Annotated in this window: 19 protein-coding genes (1 of these 19 cut by a window edge); 10 read left to right on the top strand and 9 right to left on the bottom strand. The window is 58.3% G+C overall.

The annotated features are described in order from the left end of the window. From LOY36_RS04750 to LOY36_RS04735, 4 genes are all read left to right on the top strand, one after another. Positions 1-1468, top strand: partial view of an alkaline phosphatase D family protein gene (locus LOY36_RS04750; RefSeq protein ID WP_258672424.1) — the 3' portion only. Its footprint begins 470 nt before the window's first position; the window shows 1468 of its 1938 coding nt (coding positions 471-1938); the start codon falls outside the window, past its left edge; it ends in the stop codon at positions 1466-1468. 16 nt (positions 1469-1484) lie between these two features. Beyond that, positions 1485-2012 carry an adenylate kinase gene (locus LOY36_RS04745; RefSeq protein ID WP_258672423.1) on the top strand — a complete coding sequence of 176 codons (528 nt, stop codon included), beginning with the start codon at positions 1485-1487 and terminating at the stop codon, positions 2010-2012. A 228-nt stretch (positions 2013-2240) separates the two neighbouring features. Continuing rightward, positions 2241-2495 (top strand): type II toxin-antitoxin system prevent-host-death family antitoxin, encoded by a 255-nt coding sequence (locus LOY36_RS04740; protein WP_007940444.1) that lies wholly within the window; start codon positions 2241-2243, stop codon positions 2493-2495. After that, positions 2492-2746 carry a Txe/YoeB family addiction module toxin gene (locus LOY36_RS04735; protein WP_007940443.1) on the top strand — a complete coding sequence of 85 codons (255 nt, stop codon included), beginning with the start codon at positions 2492-2494 and terminating at the stop codon, positions 2744-2746. The genes LOY36_RS04740 and LOY36_RS04735 overlap by 4 nt, the downstream gene beginning before the upstream one ends. Positions 2747-2752: 6 nt before the next feature. Here the strand turns inward: LOY36_RS04735 and LOY36_RS04730 are convergent, their stop codons facing one another. After that, the gene (locus tag LOY36_RS04730; RefSeq protein ID WP_258672422.1) at positions 2753-3928 is read right to left on the bottom strand and encodes an aspartate aminotransferase family protein; all 1176 of its coding nucleotides are present in this window, start codon (positions 3926-3928) and stop codon (positions 2753-2755) included. A gap of 102 nt (positions 3929-4030) precedes the next feature. On the opposite strand from LOY36_RS04730, the gene LOY36_RS04725 reads away from it, so the two are divergent. Together LOY36_RS04725 and LOY36_RS04720 are read left to right on the top strand one after the other, a co-directional pair. Then, complete coding sequence (locus LOY36_RS04725) at positions 4031-4936, top strand: LysR family transcriptional regulator (RefSeq protein ID WP_138866847.1); 906 nt, start codon at positions 4031-4033, stop codon at positions 4934-4936. 75 nt (positions 4937-5011) lie between these two features. After that, positions 5012-6025 (top strand): sensor domain-containing diguanylate cyclase, encoded by a 1014-nt coding sequence (locus tag LOY36_RS04720; protein ID WP_258672421.1) that lies wholly within the window; start codon positions 5012-5014, stop codon positions 6023-6025. A gap of 15 nt (positions 6026-6040) precedes the next feature. Here LOY36_RS04720 and msrA read toward each other — a convergent pair whose 3' ends face one another. The 3 genes from msrA to msrB are packed head-to-tail and all read right to left on the bottom strand — an operon-like array spanning position 6041 to position 9153. After that, positions 6041-6757: a peptide-methionine (S)-S-oxide reductase MsrA gene (gene msrA / locus LOY36_RS04715; protein WP_258672420.1), complete on the bottom strand. Its 717-nt coding sequence runs from the start codon at positions 6755-6757 to the stop codon at positions 6041-6043. A gap of 28 nt (positions 6758-6785) precedes the next feature. After that, complete coding sequence (locus tag LOY36_RS04710; protein WP_258672419.1) at positions 6786-8594, bottom strand: cytochrome c biogenesis protein DipZ; 1809 nt, start codon at positions 8592-8594, stop codon at positions 6786-6788. Positions 8595-8637: 43 nt separating this feature from the next. Beyond that, positions 8638-9153 carry a peptide-methionine (R)-S-oxide reductase MsrB gene (gene msrB, locus LOY36_RS04705; protein WP_019651784.1) on the bottom strand — a complete coding sequence of 172 codons (516 nt, stop codon included), beginning with the start codon at positions 9151-9153 and terminating at the stop codon, positions 8638-8640. A gap of 152 nt (positions 9154-9305) precedes the next feature. Here msrB and LOY36_RS04700 point away from each other — a divergent pair, with 152 nt between their 5' ends. From LOY36_RS04700 to LOY36_RS04685, 4 genes are all read left to right on the top strand, one after another. Then, complete coding sequence (locus LOY36_RS04700) at positions 9306-10022, top strand: response regulator transcription factor (RefSeq protein ID WP_018930163.1); 717 nt, start codon at positions 9306-9308, stop codon at positions 10020-10022. Beyond that, positions 10019-11542 (top strand): HAMP domain-containing sensor histidine kinase, encoded by a 1524-nt coding sequence (locus LOY36_RS04695; RefSeq protein WP_258672418.1) that lies wholly within the window; start codon positions 10019-10021, stop codon positions 11540-11542. The genes LOY36_RS04700 and LOY36_RS04695 overlap by 4 nt, the downstream gene beginning before the upstream one ends. 66 nt (positions 11543-11608) lie before the next feature. Then, entirely contained in the window at positions 11609-12124 is a 516-nt protein-coding gene (locus tag LOY36_RS04690) for a hypothetical protein (RefSeq protein ID WP_258672417.1), read from the top strand. 136 nt (positions 12125-12260) lie between these two features. Next, positions 12261-12965, top strand: coding sequence for a hypothetical protein (locus tag LOY36_RS04685; protein ID WP_258672416.1), 705 nt, complete (start codon positions 12261-12263; stop codon positions 12963-12965). Between the two features lie 132 nt (positions 12966-13097). On the opposite strand, the gene cyoE is transcribed toward LOY36_RS04685, so the two are convergent. Genes cyoE through cyoA form a run of 5 tightly spaced genes read right to left on the bottom strand, consistent with a single transcriptional unit; the run spans position 13098 to position 17935 of the window. Continuing rightward, positions 13098-13985 (bottom strand): heme o synthase, encoded by an 888-nt coding sequence (gene cyoE / locus LOY36_RS04680; protein ID WP_007941628.1) that lies wholly within the window; start codon positions 13983-13985, stop codon positions 13098-13100. A gap of 11 nt (positions 13986-13996) precedes the next feature. Next, the gene (gene cyoD / locus LOY36_RS04675) at positions 13997-14326 is read right to left on the bottom strand and encodes a cytochrome o ubiquinol oxidase subunit IV (RefSeq protein WP_007941629.1); all 330 of its coding nucleotides are present in this window, start codon (positions 14324-14326) and stop codon (positions 13997-13999) included. Further along, positions 14327-14953, bottom strand: a complete 627-nt coding sequence (locus tag LOY36_RS04670) for a cytochrome o ubiquinol oxidase subunit III (protein WP_258672415.1) — start codon at positions 14951-14953, stop codon at positions 14327-14329. Positions 14954-14956: 3 nt separating this feature from the next. Continuing rightward, entirely contained in the window at positions 14957-16987 is a 2031-nt protein-coding gene (cyoB, locus tag LOY36_RS04665) for a cytochrome o ubiquinol oxidase subunit I (RefSeq protein WP_018930157.1), read from the bottom strand. 3 nt (positions 16988-16990) lie between these two features. Next, a complete protein-coding gene (gene cyoA, locus LOY36_RS04660) occupies positions 16991-17935 on the bottom strand; it encodes a ubiquinol oxidase subunit II (protein ID WP_026286728.1) in 945 nt (314 codons plus the stop codon). Positions 17936-17945 lie beyond the last annotated feature (10 nt).

Raw genomic sequence — 17945 nt, 5'->3', positions numbered from 1 at the left:
CGCAAGCAAGCGTCCTGCTCTATTAATGATGAGCGGCGATCAGGTGTATGCAGATGATGTCGCGGGGCCGATGTTGCGTGCGATTCATGCCTTGATCGAACATCTGGGGTTGTTCGACGAACACCTCGACGGCGCAGTAGTCAGCGACAGCGCCAGACTCTACGAACATCCGGCCAGTTACTACCATCGTGCGGATTTGTTACCGGCGCTTGAGAGCAACGAAACCCTGCGCGAGCGATTTTTCGGTGGGGTGAGTAAGCCGATTTTCACCAGCAGCAGCGCCGACAATCATTTGGTGACCTTCGCCGAAGTCATGGCCATGTACCTGCTGGTGTGGTCGCCAACGCCCTGGACGTTGATCGCGCCGCAACCACCGACACTGACGCCCGAACGACGCAAGCGTTATGCCCTGGAGCAGACGCGCATCGATGGGTTCAAGGCGGGGCTGGGTGGCGTCGCGCGAGCGATGGCGCATTTGCCATGCCTGATGATTTTCGATGACCACGATATTACCGATGACTGGAATCTTTCTGCGCAATGGGAGGAAACGGCCTACAACCATCCGTTCTCCAAGCGCATCATCGGCAACGCGCTGCTTGCTTATATGTTGTGTCAGGGTTGGGGTAACAACCCGGATGCGTTTGGCAGCGTACTGGAAAAAGCCCGGTTATTGAGCGTCACGGGGCAAGACCATCACCTCGACAGCGAGGTCCAGGACGAATTGATCGATGAACTGCTGAGTTTTCAGCAGTGGCATTACGTGCTGCCCACCCGCCCGGCGCTGGTGGTGCTCGACACCCGCACCCGGCGCTGGCGCAGCGAGATGAACCTCAAGCAGCCGTCAGGCCTGCTGGATTGGGAAGCGCTCAGTGAGCTGCAACAGGATTTGCTCGATCATCCTTCGGCGATCATCGTTTCACCGGCGCCGATCTTCGGCGTCAAACTGATCGAAACGGTGCAGCGAGTGTTCAGCTGGTGCGGTTATCCACTGCTGGTGGACGCCGAAAACTGGATGGCTCATCGCGGCGCGGCGCAGGTGATCCTGAATATTTTCCGACACTCCCGCACACCCGGTAACTACGTGGTGCTGTCCGGTGATGTGCACTATTCCTTCGTCTATGAAGTATTGATCCGACACCGCAAGGCCGGTCCGCGTATCTGGCAGATCACCAGCAGCGGCATCAAAAACGAATTCCCACCCGCCCTGCTCGAATGGTTCGACCGCCTCAACCGTTGGCTCTACTCGCCCCGCTCCCCCCTTAACTGGCTGACCAAACGCCGACGCATGCGCATTGTTCCGCACATTCCCGAACACGCCGAAGCTGGGGAACGGCTGTGGAACTCGGCAGGAATTGGCCAAGTGTTCTTCAATGAAAAGGGCCAGCCACAGGAAATTTATCAATTCAATGCAGATGGATCGCCGAAGACGCGAATGATTGCGCCAGAAATGTCCGAAACAGCCGACTGACTTTGCACGAACGACCATGAGCAATCATTACCCGGCGACCCTAAACCTCACTCGAACCCTGATCATCGGCAACTCCGGCTCGGGCAAGAGCTGGCTGGCCAAACGACTGGCCGAGCATCTGCAAGTGCCTTGGACCGATCTCGACCTGATTCACTGGGTATCCGATGAACACAGCATCGCCCGTCCCCGCAACGAAGCACTGGGAATGGCGCGGGTGGCGGCGAGTGAAGAGCGCTGGGTTATCGAGGGTGTTTACGGCTGGATGGTCAGCGAACTTCTGGAGCAGGCCACTGCGCTGATCTGGCTGTGTCTGGAGGACGAAGATTGTGTGAGCAACATTCGCCAGCGAGAAGCGACGCGGGACGAGAAGGAAGAGTTGATGATTGCGTTACTCGATTGGGCCGGTAGCTACCGTACTCGCGAAGACTCCAGTGGGTTTGCCGCGCATCAGCGTTTGTTTGAAGGGTTTAGCGGTTCGAAACGCCAACTGATGAATCAGGCTGAAGTCTCGGCTTTCGTCAGTGCGGTGCAACCAACCGACTGATCGTCCCTGCCGTTTTCTGCGTGCGAATCGGACTCCTACATTGGACACGACTAGCTGGCGAGATTGTCAGAATGGGATTACATCGTTCGCAGAAACGTCTTGAAGAAGCTTCAGCGATACTTTAACCCAAGCGTGGATATGTCGTCTGCGTAATGACCACTCGTAGGTGTCGCCTTGTCATCATGTACTCATTTCTGTACGTTCTTTGCATTGAGCGAGGACTACAACATGCAAACCATCAACTACACCACCGCACGTGCACATCTGGCCGAAACCATGGATCGGGTCAACGAAGACCGTGCCCCATTGCTGGTTACCCGCCAGAAAGGCGAACCTGTGGTGATGATGTCTCTGGCGGAGTACAACGCTCTCGAAGAGACAGCCTATCTGCTCCGTTCTCCAGCCAATGCCGAGCGGCTGATCAAATCAATCGGTAACCTGCGAGCAGGGAAGACCAAAGTCAGGCAACTTATCGAAGAATGAATATCGAGTTCACTCCTGAAGGCTGGGACGACTATTTGTGGTTTCAGCAAAACGATAAGGCCGGGCTCAAACGAATCAACCTACTGATCAAGGCGATCCTGCGTGAGCCCTTCGAAGGTTTGGGGAAACCTGAACCGCTCAAACACAACCTGAGCGGCCTCTGGTCACGCCGAATCACCTCCGAGCATCGTCTGGTTTATGCAATCGAGAATGGTGAGGTGCGCATCGTGCTTTGCAGGTATCACTACTGAGCACATTCAGGCCGCTTTCACCGCCCGCCCCACTCCTCTGACAATCATTTCCACTTCCCGCTCATCGATCGTCAGCGGTGGCAGCAGGCGAATGGTCTTGCCCCGTGTCACGTTGATCAGCAAACCGTGATCCCGTGCGGCGATCAGGGTCAGGTCGCGGATTGGTTGGGCGAGTTCGATGCCGACCATCAAGCCCTGGCCGCGGATCGCCAGGACGTTCGGGTCGTCGGCCAGTTCGACGCGCAATCTGGCAAGCAGGCGTTCGCCCTGAAGTCTGGCGTTTTCCAGCAGGCCTTGTTCCTCGATGATCTCCAGCACGGTGCAACCCACCCGACACGCCAGCGGATTGCCGCCGAATGTACTGCCGTGGCTGCCGGGTGTGAACAAATCTGCGGCTCTGCCCCGGGCCAGGCAGGCACCGATGGGCACTCCGTTACCCAGGCCTTTGGCTAAGGTCATGACGTCCGGGATGATGCCTTCGTGCTGGAACGCAAACCACTGGCCGGTACGGCCGATGCCGGTCTGGATTTCGTCGAGCATCATTAACCAGGCGCGCCGGTCACAGAGCTCGCGCACCGCTTTGAGATAACCGGGCGGCGCCACTTGCACACCACTTTCGCCCTGAATCGGCTCCATCAGAATCGCCACAATGCGTGGGCCGTGGGCTTTCTGCGCCTTCTCCAGGGCAGCAAGGTCGCCGAATGGCACTTTAATGAAGTCCCCCGGCAACTTGTTATACCCCAGGCGCACCGCCGGGCCGTCACTGGCCGACAAGGTGCCGAGGGTCCGGCCGTGGAAAGCGTTCTCCATGACCACTATCAGCGGCTGCTCGATGCCTTTGTGCCAGCCGTAAAGCCGCGCCAGTTTCAGCGCGGTTTCGTTGGCTTCGGCACCGGAGTTATTGAAGAACGCCCGCTCCATGCCCGATAGCCGAACCAGTTTCTGCGCCAGCCGCTGTTGCCAGTCGATGCTGTACAGGTTGGAAGTATGCAACAGCAACCCGGCCTGTTCGCTGATGGCCGACACGATTCGCGGGTGGGAATGGCCGACGTTGGTCACCGCCACACCCGCCACCGCGTCCAGGTATTCACGACCGGCCTGATCCCACAGGCGCGTGCCCAGGCCTTTGCTGAAACTCAGGGCCAGTGGTTGGTAAGTGCTCATCAGGCAGGTGGCGGTCATGACATCAAGCTCCATCAATGGTCGGTGTTTTTGCAGTATGGTTAGCCACCTGAGCTGGATAAACATTGCAACACTTCAATCATTTTAAAGCTGGGCTTGATAATGGATTTATTCCAGGCAATGACGGTTTACGTAAGAGTGGTGGAAGCCGGCAGCATGACCGCCGCCGCTTTGCAATGCGAAATGTCCACGACCATGGTCGGTAATCACCTGCGGGCTCTGGAGCAACGCCTGGGTGTGCGCTTGCTCAACCGTACGACACGGCGTCAGCGTTTGACGGAATTCGGCACGGCGTACTATCAGCGGTGTCTCGAAGTGCTGGGGCTGGTGGCTGATTCCGAACGCCTGGCCGAACAAACCCTCGATGAGCCGAGCGGCACTCTGCGCATCACCGCACCGCTGACCTTCGGCACAGAACGGCTCGCGCCGGCCCTGAGCGAATTCACCCTGCGCTGTCCGCAAGTCAAACTCGACGTCGTTTTGACCAACCAGCGCCTGGACTTGCTCGACAACGGTTTCGACGTGGCGATTCGTCTGGGCACGACCGAACTGTCCAACATGATTTCTCGCCCGCTCATCGACTACACGATGACCCTGTGCGCATCGAAGGATTATCTGGAGCGTCGAGGCACACCGGAGAAACCCGCCGACCTGCAACACCATGACTGTTTGGCCTTCGCCTACCCGGCCGGAGATGACTGGCACTCGGTAGCCAAACAATGGCGCCTGAAGGGGCCCGAAGGTGAAGTCATGGTGGCGGTCAGCGGGCCGATGTTGATCAACAGCTCGGCGGGGCTGCATCAAGCAGCGCGAACCGGCATGGGCATCGTGATGGTGCCCGATGCGCTGGTGGAGCAAGACCTTCGGGACGGAAAACTGGTGGCCTTGATGCAGGACTACCAACTGCCAAGTCGGCCGATGAACCTGGTGTATGCCCAGGACCGCTACCGTTTGCCGAAATTGCGCAGCTTCGTTGACTTTGCACTGCAGTGGTGGGGCAAGCACTAGCCGGGGCAATACGCCATGAACTAATCTCCTCGACTGACGAGTCACGTTAATATCAGGACGGCAGGGAGACCGATGATGGGTGAGGCATCGAAAATCGAGCCGTTGAAGTTCGATCTGTCAGATTTTAACGAAGACATGCTGCACACCATTCTGGAACTGGTCAGCGATGGTATCTGGGACTGGAACGCCAACACCGGGTTCGTCTATCGCAACCCCGGGTGGTACGAGATGCTCGGCTATACGCCTCATTCCCTGGATAACAATGTGTTGACCTGGGAAAACGTGATCCACCCCGACGACTATTCGCGGGTCATGGCGTTGTTTGATGACTACCTGGATCAGCGCGCTCCCGGTTATCAGGCCGAGTATCGCTGCCGCATGCGCGATGGCACTTACACCTGGATCGAGGATCGCGGCTACGTGCTGGCACGTAATGCCGACGGCTCGGTGGCGCGAATGATCGGCGCGCACCGCAGCATCGAAGACAAGAAACGCCTGATCGAAGAAATGGAGCGGCGTAATCAATCCCTGGAAGCCATCGTCAAGGAACGCACTCGGGAGTTGTCCCGGGTCAATCAGCAGTTACAGACTCAACTCGAAGAAAATCGCAAATTGGCAGAAACCGATGTGCTGACCGGCATCGCCAATCGCTATCGACTGGAGAAAACCCTGCCCAAGGAATGCGACCGCGCCCAACGCTTCCGCGAACCCCTGTCGCTGATCGCCATGGACCTCGATGACTTCAAAAACATCAACGATCACTACGGTCACGCCCTGGGAGATGCAGCGTTGGTGCAAGTGATCGAGAGTGTGAAGCACTGCGTGCGCAAAGGCGATCTGTTGGCGCGCTGGGGCGGTGACGAATTCATCCTGATTTTGCCCAATACCTTGTTGGCCGACGCCAGGTCACTCGCTGAAAGAATCCGTCATGGCCTGGCGAGCCTGCTGCCGGTCGGGGACTATCAAGTGACCATGAGTTTTGGCGTGGTGCAGCGCTTTGAAGAAGAACAACAGACCGGGTTGCTGGCCAGGGCCGATCAGGCGTTGTATCGGTCGAAAATCGCGGGCAAGAACCTGATTTCTGGGTGAGGCGACTCCGTCCTGTCAGCCGCCCTGCATGCCCGCTTTCACCAATACTGGTTTTTCCTGATACCGATCCGGATATAGCTGCTTCAACTGCGACACTTTCGGCAGGTCATTGATCACGATGTAGGGGTACGTCGGGTGCTCGGTCAGAAAATCCTGATGTTCCTCCTCCGCCGGGTAGAAACCGTTGTAGCTTTCCAGCTTGGTGACAATCGGTTTGTTGAACGAATGGGCAGCACCGAGCTGGGTGATGTAGGCCTGGGCGACGCGTTGCTGTTCGGTGCTTTTCGGGAATAGCGCCGACCGATACTGAGTGCCTCGGTCCGGGCCCTGGCGGTTGAGTTCGGTGGGGTTGTGGGCCACCGAGAAATAGATCTGCAACAGGGTTCCGTAACTGACCTGAGCAGGATCGAAGGTCACTTCGACAGCCTCCGCATGGCCGGTGTCACCCTCGCTGACCCGTTCGTATTGAGCGGTATTGGCTGCGCCACCGGCATAACCGGAAACCGCATTTTTCACCCCTTTGACATGCTGAAACACGCCTTGGACGCCCCAGAAGCAACCGCCGGCAAAAACCGCCGTTTCGCTGTGCGCCTGGGTGGTTTCGTCAAGCGTCGGCGCCGGGATGACGACCGCCTCTTCGGCGCCTGCGAACGAGAATGCAGAGCACTGACCGATAACGCTGGCGGCGGCCAAACCCAGAAATGTGCGACGCCAGTTGAATGGGGTTTTCATGGGCTGTCTCCTGAATGAATGGGGGCTATCAACCAAAGGTAAACGCATACGCCGACACACCCGGATCGAGAAACTCGATGCTGAAAGTCCGGTCCTTTACGCCTGTGGTCTGGCGTACCAGTTGATACAACCGCTGCTCGGTGACGCTGCCGCGGCCATCAGGCGCGACGTCGATACCGTGGGCATCACCTGGGGGCTTGCCGTCGATCAACACTTTGAAACGCACCGGTTTGCCGTCAGCACCGGGGCCCAACACCAAGTGCAAGTCGCGAGCGTGAAAGCGATAGACGATACGACTGGCCGCAGCGTTTGAAACGGCCCGCTCCGGACCGACAGCCCATTGACCATCCAGGCTCCAGTCATTGAGGGCCAGTTGTGACGGTGGCTTATAGGCAGTCGCCTTATCCGGCACCAGGCTGGTTTCAGAGGCGAAATGCTCCATCCGCCGGTAGCCGACATAGGTTTCGGGGGATTGCACTTCATTCATGTCCGGGGCGAGTTGAACACCCTGGGCGTTGGCATTGATCAGCCCCTGCGCGACTTTCGCAGCTCCCGCCTCACGTAATAGTTGCTGAATCACTTGCTCGGATTCGGCGTACTTGCCTTCACCAAAATGGTGATAACGAATGCGTCCCTGAGCATCGGCAAAGTAATGGGCCGGCCAGTATTCGTTGTTGAAAGCACGCCAGATCTTGTAGTCATTATCAATGGCCACCGGGTAGGTGATGCCCAGGTCCTTCATGGCTTTGGTGACATTGCCTACATCCCGCTCGAAGGCAAACTCGGGCGCATGGACACCGATCACCACCAAACCCTGATCGCGATACTTCTCGGCCCAGGCCTTCACATACGGCAGGGTGCGCAGGCAGTTGATGCAGGAGTAAGTCCAGAAATCCACCAGCACGACCTTGCCCTTCAACGCCTGAGCGGTGAGTGGGGGCGAGTTGAGCCATTGCACGGCGCCGTCCAGGGATGGAAGGCTGCCCTCAATCGGCAGCGCGTTCGGCGCCTTCGCGGTCACTTTCATCGCATCGCCAGCGGCCATCATGCTGCCGGCGGGTTGATCGCCGGCCCGTGGAATCTGCGCCATCATTGTCCCGCTGTTGGCCGGTGTCTTACTGGCCAATCGGTTAACCAGCACCTGCTCGATGCCGCCGGTGGACGCCGTAGAAACCCGCGCCAGAATCCCGGTATCCAGCCCAAGGGCAATCGCCACCACACCAACCAGCATCGCGACGCCCAGGCCACGACGTAGCCACTCGCCAGCGCCTATCGAGCGCTTCATTGCGGCGAAGACCTTACCGCCCAGCAGCAGTGCCGCAGCGAGAGAAGTGGCGGCGCCGGCCGCGTAAGCCAATAACAACAGGGTGGTCGCGATGCTTGCCCCTTGCAGCGCCGCACCGGTCAGCAGCAAACCCAGAATCGGTCCGGCGCAGGGTGCCCAGAGCAGGCCCGTGGCGACGCCGATCAGGAATGAAGCGCCGGGACGCGGCCGGGAATCTACGCCCGCGGCTTGCGACAGCCGACCGCCGGCCGCCACCAATGGACGCGTCAGGCGTTCGGCCAGCTGCGGCAGCAACAGCGTCAACCCGAACAGTGCAACGAACAGCAACGCGAGCCAGCGACCGTATTGATTGACTTGCACCACCCAACCGCCGCCCACCGCCGCCAACGAGGCGACGAGCGCGAAGGTCAGCGCCATCCCCGCCAGCAGCGGCAAGCCACTTTTAATAAACGGCTGCCCGGTACGAGCGAAGACAAAGGGCAATACCGGCAGAATGCACGGGCTGACAATCGTCAGCACACCACCGAGATAAGCGAGGACCAGAAGCCACATATCGTCGACCTGCATGAAGTGAGTGAAAGGAAGTGTCCATGGATCACGCCTGTGGCTTGAAGGTCAGCGCCAGGCCGTTCATGCAGTAGCGCAGACCGGTGGGCTTTGGCCCATCCTCGAAGACATGCCCCAGATGACCGCCGCAACGACGACAGTGCACCTCTTCGCGCAATACACCGAAGGAGCGGTCCTGTCGGGTGGCCACCGCGTTGTCCAGGGGGGCCCAGAAACTCGGCCAGCCAGTACGACTGTCGAACTTGGTGTCGGAAGAAAACAACGGCAGATCACAACCGGCGCAGGCAAAAACGCCTTTGCGGTGCTCGTTGTTCAGCGGGCTGCTGTAGGCCCGTTCGGTGCCCTCTTCGCGCAGTATTTCGTACTGCTCGGCGCTGAGCCGGGCACGCCATTCGCTGTCGCTGTGGGTCACCTCGAAAACCTCCTGCGCGCGGGCTTCATCGACCAGCGCAACGCTTGTGGAAAATTTTGGCAATACACCGATCACCAGGGCTGCAGCCCCCAGCCCGCCGCTCGCTACAAGAAACTGTCGCCGTGAAAACATGGCCTTCTCCAAAATTCCAGGTGCCTTGCATGGAACACAGCCTAGGCTTGAGTTGATCGCCAAATCCTCACGAGGAGTTAAATAATTCGTGATAACTCAACCTCAGGAAAACCCGCACAATGTGTTCATTGCGTCACAAAGGATTGAGCTCCATGGAACAGACCAAACGCGTCCTGGTGGTCGAGGACGACCTGCACATCGCCGACCTTATCTGCCTGCATCTGCGCGATGAGCAGTTCGAGGTAGTGCACTGCGCCGACGGCGACGAGGGCATGCGTCTGTTGCAGCAAGGAAGCTGGGACGCACTGATCCTCGACCTGATGCTGCCCGGCGTCGATGGCCTGGAAATCTGCCGCCGCGCCCGGGCCATGGCCCGTTACACACCGATCATCATCACCAGTGCGCGCTCCAGCGAAGTACATCGGATTCTGGGACTGGAGCTGGGCGCCGACGATTACCTGGCCAAACCCTTTTCCATGCTCGAGCTGGTGGCACGGGTCAAGGCGCTGCTGCGACGGGTCGACGCCATGGCTCGCAATCTGAAAATGGATGCTGGCAGTCTGATCAGCGATGGCCTGTCCATCGACCCGATCACCCGTGAAGTCTCCCTCGACGGCCGGCGTCTTGACCTCACGCCACGGGAATTCGACCTGCTGTACTTCTTTGTCCGTCAGCCCGGCAAAGTCTTCTCGCGCATGGACCTGCTCAATGCGGTGTGGGGCTACAGCCACGAAGGCTATGAACACACGGTCAACACTCATATCAACCGCCTGCGGGCAAAGATCGAGGCCGATCCGGCGCAACCGGCGCGCATCCTCACGGTGTGGGGCCGTGGCTACAAATTCGCAGCAAGCGGAGAGCAGCCATGAGGCTGACCCTGACTCAACGCCTGTCCCTGGTGTTCGCCGTGCTGTTGCTGGTGTGCTGCGGCACCTCGGCATGGATGCAGGTGCGTTCCAGTCAGATGCATGAACTGGAAGTGGTGCAAGGCTTGTCGCGGGATCTGGCGCAACACATTGCCCACGACACCGTGCTGATGGACCGCAATGGCCCGATGCCCAATGCCGTGCGCGAACTGTTCAGCCAACTGATGCTGGTCAATCCCAGTGTAGAAGTCTATCTGCTGGATACCGGGGGCCGAATTGTCGGCAGCGCCGCGCCCGAGGGGCGGATACGCCGGGAGCAGGTCGATCTGGCGCCGATCCAGCGGTTGCTCAAAGGCGAGGCATTGCCGATTCTCGGCGACGATCCGCGCAGCGTCGACGGTCGCAAGGTGTTCAGCGCCGCGCCTTTGCGGGTCAACGGTCAGCCGGCCGGTTATCTATATGTGGTGTTGCTCAGCGAAGCGCATGACCGCTTCGCCGAACGCGGTGCCACCAGCGCCGCGCTCAATACCGCATTGTTGTCCATTGGGCTGGTGGCGTTGCTGTGCCTGATTGCCGGCCTCACGGCATTTGCCCTGATCACCCGGCCATTGCGTCGTTTGACCGAGAAAGTCAGTCAGTTTGATATCAACGGTGTTCCGACCGCTTCGCCCGAACCTGAGCCGGAGCCGATAGAAAAGGCCGCCAGCCATGATGAGATAGCCGTACTCGACGCGGCCTTTCGGCAGATGCAAGCGCGCCTCGGTGAACAATGGCGCTCGCTGACCCGTCAGGATCAGGAGCGTCGCGAACTGGTGGCCAACATCTCCCACGACCTGCGCACACCGCTGGCCTCGCTGCACGGTTACCTGGAAACCCTGTCGCTCAAGGACGCCACCTTGTCCCCCGCCGATCGCCGTCGTTATCTGGAAATCGCCCTGGATCAAAGCCGCAAGGTTGGCGGCCTGGCGCAATCACTGCTGGAACTGGTGCGGCTGGAACACGGTTTCGTGCAACCGGTGCTGGAGCGTTTCTCCCTGACCGATCTGGTGCAGGACATTTTTCAGAAATTCGAACTCAGCGCCGAAGCGCGCCAGATCGAACTCAAGGCCACCTTCGCCCCCAACGTCGCCGTGGCCTGCGCCGACCTGGGGCTGATTGAGCGGGTGCTGACCAACCTGTTCGATAACGCCCTGCGCCACACCCCCCAAGGTGGAGAAATCGAACTCAGCCTCCGCCCTCAAGGGTCTTTTATCGAAGTGACCGTCAGCGACACCGGCCCCGGCATAACCCCCGAATTACGCGAAGGTCTGTTTCTGCGTCCATTCAACATTGGCGGCGCACGGCGCGATGGCGGGCTGGGATTGCGGATCGTGCACCGGATACTGCAATTGCACGGTCGCGAGATCGAGCTGATCGATGTGCCGGGACGCGGCGCGACTTTTCGCTTCTCCTTGCCGGTGGATGAGCAAACGGCGGAGCAGTGGATGACTCGTTCGATGAATATGAATTCGACGGGGAAATAGTCGATAGCATCGGCCATGGCAGCAGCTATTATCCGGACTCTTCATTCCCGGCACGGACGCTACGTAATGCTCAACACCCTGCAAAACACCCCGCTATGGGTTTATGCGATCTTTCTGCTGCTCTGTTACTACGGCGTCAAAGCCTTGTCCCCCACCCATGAAAGCAAAACGTCGTTGCTTGTCACTCCACCGCTGTTGCTCGGCTGGTCGTTGTACTCGCTGAACCTGACGCTGAGCCCTCAAATATCGATTGGCTGCTGGTTGGCCGCCGTCATTCTGGGCAGCCTCGCGGCACTGGTTGTATTTGCGCGCAAAGGTATTGAGCTGGATGATCCGGAAACCGGGCTGATCGTGCCGGGCACGGTTAAAACACTGGTGCTCTACCTGCTGTTTTTTGCCGTGAACTATTACTTCGGCTATCAGGATGAGGTGCATCCGGAGTTCGCCGTCACGGTTGAGATGGTGCTGCTCAAGGCTACGGCGTCGGGTTTTGTCTGCGGATTGATCAGCGGGCGGGCGCTGAAACTTTATCGGGTGCTGCTGACACTCCAGGCAAAACGCCCGCAGATGTCAGTCGGCTAAAAGCGCTCTCACCAAAAATGCAGACCAGCCACCGGTTCATCCGTGACAACACAGCGCTGGTCCAATAGATTAGGCGGCCTGAAAAAGCCCCGTGCTTTCTCGCCTCAATCCAAGTTAAAGAAGTAGTGAAATTTCAATGTCCGATTCCAATACCGCTGAATCCGTAGTCACCTTGTCGTCCAAAGCGGAATACGAAAACTCCATCAATCTTTCACAACACGTGCCTCAGGCCAAGACCATCAGCGAGATGGTTCTGGACGCTTTTCAATCCACCCGGGAAAGCGACCAGATCCGCGAACTGCGCGCCGCGATTCGCCAGGCTCACGACAGCTTCGATGACGATAAAGCCTACGAATTGATGGGCGAACTCAAGCAATTGAAAGACGCCGAAGCGGCCGATATTGCCGCCCTGGAAGACCTGAGCAGCAAATTCCCGATCAGCCGCATTCTGTCCAGCTTCAAGGACGACCCGGCGTTCCAGGAAATCGTTTATGGCCTGGCGCTGAAAGTGCTGAACCAGACTCACCAAGCCATCAGCAACCCGAGCAGCGGCAAGAGCAAAGCGGCTCGCGCCAAAAAAGAAGTCGAAGTGTTCACCATCAGCAAGGACGGCATCAGCGTCACCCTGCCCCTGCGCACCCCACGCTCGCGCCTGAACGTTGACCGTGAAGCGCTGGAATTCCTGGGCTTCACTTTCGTCGGTGAAGGCGAAGAAGCGGAGCTGGAAAGCGAAACGTTCCTGGACAACGCCGGGGCCGAACAAGCGGTCAACCGCAAGAACATCATCACCGCGCTTCAGCAACAAACCGCGTTCGACGGCTACAGCATCACTGCGCAATAACGCTAAACGCTGCACACAAAAATCCCCGCCATCAGAGCGGGGATTTTTATTGCCTGTATGCCAATCGTAATTAAACGAAAAAGCCCCGCCTTTCTCTCGAAAGGCGGGGCTTTTCTTTACAGCATCCGACGCTTAAGGCGCGTACGTCAGCAACAACTCGCTCGGCACTTTGAAGTCCAGGGACATCATCACGCTCAACGCGGTAATGGTGAAGATCGAGAACACGAACAGCTTGCGTGCCCAGACCGTGTCATCCACTGCCTTGTAGCCGGTCCAGGCCATGTACAGCCAGTACATGCCCATGGCCGCGGCGACGGCGAGGTAGCTCATGCCGGCGTAGCCGCTGAAGGTCAGCATCAAGGTCGCCACGAGGAAGGCCAGGATGTAGAGCAGGATGTGTTTCTTGGCCACTTCAATGCCGCGCTTCACTGGCAGCACCGGAATCGATGCGGCCAGGTAATCGTTGAAGCGGAAGATTGCGATGGCGTAGGAATGCGGCATCTGCCACAAGCTGAACATCACCAGCAACGTCAGTGCGGCCATGTCGAAGTTATTGCTGACCGCGACGTAACCGATCACCGGCGGCATCGCCCCCGACAGACTGCCCACCAGCGTGCCGTGAACCGACTTGCGCTTGAGGTACAGGCTGTAGAAGCCGACGTAGATGACAAAACCGATCACCGCGAACAACGCGGCCAACGGGTTGGCCACCTTGTACAACAACGCAACGCCGGCGACACCCAGGACGGTCGCATAAGCCAGGGCCAGTTTCAGGGAGATTAAGCCCTGGACCAGCACCCGGTTCTTGGTGCGTTCCATCTTCAGGTCGATGTCGCGGTCGATGCAGTTGTTGAACACGCAACCGGAAGCCACGACCAGGGACGTGCCGATCATCGCGGCCAGGAAAATGGCCAGATCGACATGCCCTTTGGAGGCCAGGAAAAATCCGCCTGCCACAGAAAGCACGTTACCGAAAATGATCCCCGGTTTGGTGATTTGGATAAAGTGCTTAAAGGACATCCGGACTTACCTCACTTCGCCATCATGTTGGTGTGGATGCTGAACATGATCCACAGCGACAGGCCAACCAGCAGGACAATCACGATCGCGGCGAAAACAAACGCAATCACGTTGTTACGCTGCGCGGCGGAACGGTCGAGGTGGAGGAAGTACACCAGGTGCACCAGCACCTGGATAACGGCGAAAGCCAGTACGATCCACAGGGTCAGCGACTTCGGCAGCGACGGGTACATCACCAGACCGAACGGGATCAGGGTCAGGATTACCGACAGAACGAAGCCAATGACGTAGGACTTGACGCTGCCGTGACCGGCGTCGTCATGAGAGTGCGCGTTAGCCATTTACATAGTCCCCATCAGATAAACAACGGTGAATACGCAGATCCACACCACGTCCAGGAAGTGCCAGAACAGGCTCAGGCAGCTCAGACGGGTCTTGTTGGTCGCCGTCAGGCCGTTTTTCTGCACCTGGTACATCATGATCGCCATCCAGATCAGACCGCTGGTCACGTGCAGACCGTGGGTGCCGACCAGGGTGAAGAACCCGGACAGGAAGCCCGAACGGTTAGGGCCATAGCCCTCGGAGATCAGCATGTGGAACTCGTTGATCTCCATGCCGATGAAGCCGGCACCGAACATGAAGGTCAGGGCCAGCCAGCCCAGGACCTGCTTCTTGTTGCCACGGAAGAACGCCAGCATGGCGAAGCCGTAGGTGATCGAACTGAACAGCAGCAGAGCGGTTTCGCCCAGTACGTATGGCAGTTCGAAGATGTCGTGGCCCGACGGGCCACCCGCTACGTTGTTAACCAGTACCGCGTACGCTGCGAAGATCGACGCAAACAGAATGCAGTCGGTCATCAGGTAGAGCCAGAAACCGAATACGGTCATCTCGCCCGAGTCGTGGTGATGGTCATCATGCCCATGTCCATCGACATGGGTGTGTCCAGCATTGGTCACTAAGTTCGACATGGTTTAAGCCTGTTCCAACGAGGTTTCAACACGGGTGGTGGTGGCTGGGACTTTCCCGGCTGCTACCAGACGCTTGTGCTGCTCGGCTTCGATGCGCTCGATCACGTCGACCGGCACGTAGTAGCCTTGATCATCACGGGCCGCGTGGATCGCGAAGTAGATCACGGTGCCTGCCAGGCTGGCGATTGCCAGCCACCAGATGTGCCAGATCATCGCGAAACCGAATACGGTCAACAGTGCGCCCATGACCACACCGGTCGCGGTGTTGTTTGGCATGTGGATCGGCTCGTACTTGGTCGGAGCCTTGTACGCGGTGCCGTTTTCCTTGGCTTCGGTGAACGGGTCGACAACGTCGGCTTTTGGCAGCACGGCGAAGTTGTAGAACGGAGGTGGCGAGGAGGTCGACCATTCCAGGGTGTGGGCATTCCATGGGTCGCCGTGCTCGCACATGTTCTGCGGCAGCTTGCGGTCACGGATACTCACGTACAGCTGGATCAGCTGGCAGGCGATACCGGCTGCGATCATCACCGCACCGAACATGGCAACGTACAGGTACGGCACCCACTCAGGGTTGGTGGTGGCGTTCAGGCGACGGGTCATACCCATGAAGCCCAGTACATAGAGCGGCATGAACGCGACGAAGAAGCCGGAGATCCAGAACCAGAATGCTGCCTTGCCCCAGCCTTCGTGCAGCTTGAAGCCGAACGCTTTCGGGAAGTAGAAGGCGAAACCTGCGATGTAACCGAATACCGCGCCGCCGATGATCACGTTATGGAAGTGCGCGATCACGAACAGGCTGTTGTGCAGTACGAAGTCAGCACCCGGGATGGCCAGCAGTACGCCGGTCATGCCGCCGATGGCGAAGGTCACCATGAAGCCCAGGGTCCACATCACCTGGCTGGTGAAGCGCAGACGGCCCTGGTAGATGGTGAACAGCCAGTTGAACAGTTTCACACCCGTCGGGATGGAAATCAGCATCGTCGCCAGACCGAAGAAGGCGTTGACGCTGGCACCCGAACCCATGGTGAAGAAGTGGTGCAGCCAAACCATGAAGCCCAGGATCGAGATCGCGCCCGAAGCGTAGATCATCGAATGGTGGCCGAACAGCTTCTTGCCGGTGAAGGTCGAGATGACTTCGGAGAAGATACCGAACGCCGGCAGGATCAGGATGTAAACCTCAGGGTGACCCCAAGCCCAGAACAGGTTGACGTACATCATCGGATTACCACCAAGTTCATTGGTGAAAATGTGGAAATCCATGTAACGGTCAAGCGTCAGCAAAGCCAGGGTAGCGGTCAGGATCGGGAACGAAGCCACGATCAGGACGTTGGCCCAGGTGCAGGTCCAGGTGAAGATCGGCATGTCCATCAGCTTCATGCCAGGGGTACGCATTTTCAGCACGGTGGCCAGGAAGTTGACCCCCGTCAGCGTCGTACCTAGCCCGGATAGCTGCAGCGCCCAGATGTAGTAATCCATCCCCACGCCCGGACTGTATTGCAGACCCGACAGCGGCGGATAGGCAACCCAACCAGTCTTGGCGAATTCGCCAACGCCCAGGGACAGGTTGATCAGCACCACGCCGGAAACCAGCAGCCAGAAGCTCAGGGAGTTCAGGAACGGGAAGGCAACGTCACGCGCGCCGATCTGCAACGGCACTGCAAGGTTCATCAGGCCGGTGAAGAATGGCATCGCCATGAAAATGATCATGATCACACCGTGGGCGGTGAAGATCTGGTCATAGTGTTCAGGTGGCAGGTAGCCAGGCGAACCCTCGGTGGCCATGGCCAACTGGGTACGCATCATGATGGCGTCGGCAAAGCCGCGCAGCAGCATGACCATGGCGACGACGATGTACATCACGCCGATTTTCTTGTGGTCGACCGAGGTCAACCACTCGGTCCACAAATAGGTCCACTTCTTGAAGTAGGTGATTGCAGCGAACAGTGCCAGACCACCGAGCGCGATCATGGCGATGGTCACCATTACGATCGGTTCGTGGAACGGGACCGCTTCCCAACTTAATTTACCAAACATCGTTTACTCCTCTGCCCCGGCAGCTGAATGCGAACTCATGTCCATTCCTTCCATGGCGGCCACTTCGTGCTCTTTCTTCTCGTGGTGCACTGGCTTGCCCGGTTTCATGCCTTCGTACTTGTCGACGATGATCTGGAACAGGTTCGGCGTGACCGAGGAGTAAAGCTCGACTGGGTTGTTCTGGCTTTGTTTGGACAGGGCTGCGTATTCAGCTTGTTCAAGCTGTTTAGGTGCCTTTTTGACTTCGCTTACCCAGGCGTCGAAATCTTCCTGAGAAGTGGCGATAGCTTTGAATTTCATGCCGGTGAAACCCGCGCCGCTGTAGTTGGCGGAGATACCGTCCATTTCAGCGTTCTGGTTGGCGATCAGGTGCAGTTTGGTCTGCATGCCCGCCATCGCGTAGATCTGACCGCCCAGAGCAGGGATGAAGAACGAGTTCATCACGGCGTCGGAAGTGATCTTGAAGTTGATCGGGGTGTGCGCCGGGAACACGATCTTGTTGACCGTGGCGATGCCTTGTTCCGGGTAGATGAACAGCCACTTCCAGTCCAGCGCGACCACTTCAATGGTGACCGGCTTGACGTCGGATTCCAGCGGCTTGTAAGGATCCAGTGCGTGGGTCGACTTGTAGGTGACATAACCCAGGGCAATGATGATCAGTACCGGAATAGTCCACACCGCGATTTCGATCTTGGTGGAGTGGGACCATTTTGGCGTGTAGACGGCGTCCTGGTTGGAAGCGCGGTATTTCCAGGCGAACAGGAACGTCATGACGATGACCGGCACGACGACCAACAGCATCAGCAGCGTTGCGGTGATGATCAGGTTTCGCTCATCCAGGCCGACCTGGCCCTTGGGATCGAGCAAGGTCATGTTGCAGCCTCCCAGCAACAACGTGCCGAGCAGCGGCAATAAGCCTAGTAGTCTGGGGTACCTGTTTTTACTCATCTCACGACCT

Source organism: Pseudomonas sp. B21-019, from assembly GCF_024749225.1.
Taxonomy (GTDB): Bacteria; Pseudomonadota; Gammaproteobacteria; order Pseudomonadales; family Pseudomonadaceae; genus Aquipseudomonas.
Note: the sequence above shows the minus strand (reverse complement) of the source record. Positions and strands in the feature narration are given on the sequence as shown.

Coding starts and splice junctions, on each gene's coding strand:
- LOY36_RS04745 (WP_258672423.1), top strand. CDS start 1,485: ATGAGCAATCATTACCCGGCGACCCTAAACCTCACTCGAACCCTGATC.
- LOY36_RS04740 (WP_007940444.1), top strand. CDS start 2,241: ATGCAAACCATCAACTACACCACCGCACGTGCACATCTGGCCGAAACC.
- LOY36_RS04735 (WP_007940443.1), top strand. CDS start 2,492: ATGAATATCGAGTTCACTCCTGAAGGCTGGGACGACTATTTGTGGTTT.
- LOY36_RS04730 (WP_258672422.1), bottom strand. CDS start 3,928: ATGACCGCCACCTGCCTGATGAGCACTTACCAACCACTGGCCCTGAGT.
- LOY36_RS04725 (WP_138866847.1), top strand. CDS start 4,031: ATGGATTTATTCCAGGCAATGACGGTTTACGTAAGAGTGGTGGAAGCC.
- LOY36_RS04720 (WP_258672421.1), top strand. CDS start 5,012: ATGGGTGAGGCATCGAAAATCGAGCCGTTGAAGTTCGATCTGTCAGAT.
- msrA (WP_258672420.1), bottom strand. CDS start 6,757: ATGAAAACCCCATTCAACTGGCGTCGCACATTTCTGGGTTTGGCCGCC.
- LOY36_RS04710 (WP_258672419.1), bottom strand. CDS start 8,594: ATGTGGCTTCTGGTCCTCGCTTATCTCGGTGGTGTGCTGACGATTGTC.
- msrB (WP_019651784.1), bottom strand. CDS start 9,153: ATGTTTTCACGGCGACAGTTTCTTGTAGCGAGCGGCGGGCTGGGGGCT.
- LOY36_RS04700 (WP_018930163.1), top strand. CDS start 9,306: ATGGAACAGACCAAACGCGTCCTGGTGGTCGAGGACGACCTGCACATC.
- LOY36_RS04695 (WP_258672418.1), top strand. CDS start 10,019: ATGAGGCTGACCCTGACTCAACGCCTGTCCCTGGTGTTCGCCGTGCTG.
- LOY36_RS04690 (WP_258672417.1), top strand. CDS start 11,609: ATGCTCAACACCCTGCAAAACACCCCGCTATGGGTTTATGCGATCTTT.
- LOY36_RS04685 (WP_258672416.1), top strand. CDS start 12,261: ATGTCCGATTCCAATACCGCTGAATCCGTAGTCACCTTGTCGTCCAAA.
- cyoE (WP_007941628.1), bottom strand. CDS start 13,985: ATGTCCTTTAAGCACTTTATCCAAATCACCAAACCGGGGATCATTTTC.
- cyoD (WP_007941629.1), bottom strand. CDS start 14,326: ATGGCTAACGCGCACTCTCATGACGACGCCGGTCACGGCAGCGTCAAG.
- LOY36_RS04670 (WP_258672415.1), bottom strand. CDS start 14,953: ATGTCGAACTTAGTGACCAATGCTGGACACACCCATGTCGATGGACAT.
- cyoB (WP_018930157.1), bottom strand. CDS start 16,987: ATGTTTGGTAAATTAAGTTGGGAAGCGGTCCCGTTCCACGAACCGATC.
- cyoA (WP_026286728.1), bottom strand. CDS start 17,935: ATGAGTAAAAACAGGTACCCCAGACTACTAGGCTTATTGCCGCTGCTC.